Raw genomic sequence first — 3,385 nt, 5'->3', positions numbered from 1 at the left:
CAAATATTTGACATCAAATACTGGCAAAGACAAAAATCTCTGTAGTTTTTTACGTCGTGATTGAAATTGAATGGGTAAAGGGAGTGACTCTGCGATTTTTTCAAGTTTTATATTTTTGGTGTCTTGTCTAATTATTATTATAAGGTAAAAAAACAATAATTGAGATTCACAAAGTAGATTTTTTAGATGTTTTTGATATAATTTTGGTAGCATTTTCAATTGATAGGTCGTATTGACAATTTATGACCTATCTTTTTTTACCATAATTTGGTCAATTTAAGATATATCAAGGGTTACAGGGCGCTTGTCGCCCCCCCAGACCTTCTTTACTAAAGGGAGTATGAGTACTACCATGAGGATTACGTATCCAAGTTCCTTTCGGATAAGTTCCATCTTCATCTTCAAACACCCCGTCAATTACATAAATTTCTTCTCCCCCAAAATGACTATGGTGTTTAAAAACAGTTCCAGGTTCCCATTTCACCAGAGCAACATTCTCTGTACTATGAGTATGTAAGGGCATGACCTGTAATCCTTTAACTAAACCTGGAACCCAAGAGTTGTTAGTTGTATCGATGACTACTCGCTCTTGATCCTCAGGAGACATTTGCCATAGTTTAACCAGAATTGTACAACCTGATTCACTCTTAGGAGTATGGCTTGAACCTACGGGATTGCGGACATAAGTACCAGAAGGATAATCTCCTTTTTCATCAGAAAATATCCCATCTAAAACCATGAATTCTTCACCACCACCATGAGTATGAGCAGAAAAGAAACTACCAGTTTCATAGCGAACTAGAGAGGTTGCTCTGGCTACTTCGTCTCCATCCCTTTCCAACATCCGACGCTGTACACCAGCCATAGGAGAATCAACCCAAGGTAGCTCTTCGCTATAGACAACGACTCGCTGACTTATATCTGCATGAATCTGCATGGTAACCTCCTGAAATTATGTTTATTGTTGGAATCTCTAATTATTGCTTGAGATTCCTAGTACGATCACCTATCCGACTACTTAGATTCTCATTATGCCTAATTGTGCTCGACGAATCTGCCTGACTATTTAGGGCCATTAGAGCGAGCGAAGTTGCGAATGTAATTAGCAATCAACTCTAGATCTTCCTCAAGGGCAAAATGACCGGTATCTAGGATATGGAATTCAATGTTATTGAGATCTCGCTTGTAGGGATGGGCTCCTTCTTCGGGAAAAATGTAGTCACCTTTGCCCCAAACAATTAGGGTTGGAGGTTGAAACTGACGGAAATATTCCTGCCATTGTGGGTAGAGAGTCGGGTTAGTACCGTAGCTGTAAAACAGTTCTAATTGAATTTCTTTGTTGCCAGGACGGTCGAGCAAATATTGGTCGTGGAACCAATTGTCTGGAGCAATGGCTTCTGGATTGCGAACTCCATTAGTGTATTGCCACTTAGTCGATTCGAGGGTTAGAAAATCCGCTAGAACTTGAGCATTTTCAGGAGTTTTGTCTTGCCAGTAAGCTTTGAGTGGTTCCCAAAACTCTCGCAAACCTTCCTCATAGGCATTACCATTCTGCACAATCAGCCCTAGCACTTTATTGGGATATTTGCTGGCTAGACGGTAGCCTACTGGTGCGCCATAGTCCATCACATACAGAAAGTATTGTTGTAAATCCAATTTAATCGTCAACTTTTCGACGATATCTGCTAACTTATCAAAGCTATAGTCAAATTCATCAACTTTCGGCATGGAACTAGCCCCAAAACCAGGATAATCCGGGGCAATCAGGTGGAATTCGTCTGCAAGGGCGGGAATTAGATTTCGGAACATGTGGGAAGAAGTAGGAAATCCATGTAACAAGAGGATGGTAGGGGCGTTTTTGGATCCAGCTTCCCGATAGAAAATATCAAGTCCATCAATCTCAATAGTTTTGTGCATTGTGGTGTTTAGGTTAGTCATGATGAATACCTTACTTGGTGATAATTGATTGAGTTATTACAGTTCAAACTAGATGAGGAGAGCTTCAATTTGAGGGAGAAAGTTGAGCTAGTTGTTTCTCTAACTCCTGAATCCGAGCTTCTAGGGGAGCTTTGATTTGGGCAAATTCTTCTTCTGAATAACGAATCGGAATATGTTGGGGACAATTCCAGTCAAATCCTTCGACTTTAATTATTAATACTCGTCCCAATTCCGCCTGATAATTAGGATCGGCTAATTGATTGAGCAGTTGTGGGTCGTTATCAATAACTTGAGCCCTTCCCCAAATCTTTAATCGGCGACGGTGAGCGTAATCCATCAAAAATAGAAAAACGCGATCGCTTTCAGACAAGTTACCGACACTGATATATTGCAGATTTCCTTGAAAATCCACAAAACCCAAGGTTTGATCGTCCAGAACTTTGAGGAATCCTTTGGGCCCTCCACGAAACTGGATGTAAGGCCAACCGTTACTGTTGACGGTACCCATATAGAAACTATCCCGTGCAGCGATAAATTCTGTTTCTTTAGCAGTCAGAGTATCTTCGCTAATGCCTCGTTTGGCGAATTGGTCATAAATTTCCCGAGACCCGTAGCGGGTTTGAGCCTTTTTGACTCCAGGGGTAAAAGCAATATTGGTAAATTGTCGTGCCATCAGAAATCCCCTTATTTATGTAGACCGCTTATTTATGTAGACCTGTCTGTATATTATTAGCTTAATAGACAGGTCTGTCTAAAGTCAAGGATTTTCCGCTGATTTTTTTGTAAAGTTTTGTTAAGCAGTGCCCGATGGTCAAGGGTAAGAACACTGAGGAGGGGAAAGTGTTAGTCTAAAGTAGACAGACTTGTCTATTCAAATCTGATTCAGTAACCATGACCAAATTGACTTCATCTCGTAAACCAGTTCGCGATCGCATTTTAGAGAAAGCCTCTGAGCTCTTTTACCAAGAGGGTATTCAGAATGTAGGGATTGATCGCATCATTTCCGAGTCTGGTGTGGCCAAGATGTCACTTTACAACCACTTCAAATCTAAGGATGCTCTGATTGAAGCATTCCTACGACAGCGGGGCGAGTCTTGGCGTGCCTGGTTTATAGAAACTGTTGCCCAACATAGTTCAGATCCCAAAGAGCGTCTATTAGCAATCTTTGATGTGCTTCAATTATGGTTTGAAGCTCCAGATTTTCGTGGCTGTGCTTTCATTAACGCTACTGTAGAGTTGGCCAAGCCCAAGCACCCAGGTTATCAGGCGGCTTTGGAGCACCAACAAGCGGTTTATGCCTATATTCTGGATCTCGCTCAAGCTGCAGGCATTACTGATCCTGAATTATTGGCTCGACAGTTTTTACTGCTTGTGCAAGGCTCAATTGTGGTGGCGATGATGGAGGGAAACTCGATAGCAGCAGCACAAGGGAAAACCGTTGCTTCAG

General features: G+C 41.6%; 4 protein-coding genes and 1 pseudogene. 1 reads left to right on the top strand and 4 read right to left on the bottom strand.

Translation table 11 applies throughout. The annotated features are described in order from the left end of the window. The 4 genes and pseudogenes from F6K49_RS37915 to F6K49_RS37900 all read right to left on the bottom strand — a co-directional run. Positions 1 to 213, bottom strand: a pseudogene (locus F6K49_RS37915) (IS4 family transposase); the annotation flags it as partial. A gap of 73 nt (positions 214 to 286) precedes the next feature. Further along, positions 287 to 937 (bottom strand): cupin domain-containing protein, encoded by a 651-nt coding sequence (locus tag F6K49_RS37910; protein WP_293105379.1) that lies wholly within the window; start codon positions 935 to 937, stop codon positions 287 to 289. A 125-nt stretch (positions 938 to 1,062) separates the two neighbouring features. Beyond that, a complete protein-coding gene (locus F6K49_RS37905) occupies positions 1,063 to 1,938 on the bottom strand; it encodes an alpha/beta hydrolase (protein ID WP_293031547.1) in 876 nt (291 codons plus the stop codon). 64 nt (positions 1,939 to 2,002) lie between these two features. Further along, a complete protein-coding gene (locus F6K49_RS37900; RefSeq protein WP_293105376.1) occupies positions 2,003 to 2,611 on the bottom strand; it encodes a pyridoxamine 5'-phosphate oxidase family protein in 609 nt (202 codons plus the stop codon). A gap of 218 nt (positions 2,612 to 2,829) precedes the next feature. Between F6K49_RS37900 and F6K49_RS37895 the strand changes: the two genes are divergently transcribed. Continuing rightward, positions 2,830 to 3,385: TetR/AcrR family transcriptional regulator (locus F6K49_RS37895; protein ID WP_293105373.1), on the top strand; the 556-nt coding region annotated here is incomplete at its 3' end.

Source organism: Moorena sp. SIO3I6 (assembly GCF_010672095.1).
Note: the sequence above shows the minus strand (reverse complement) of the source record. Positions and strands in the feature narration are given on the sequence as shown.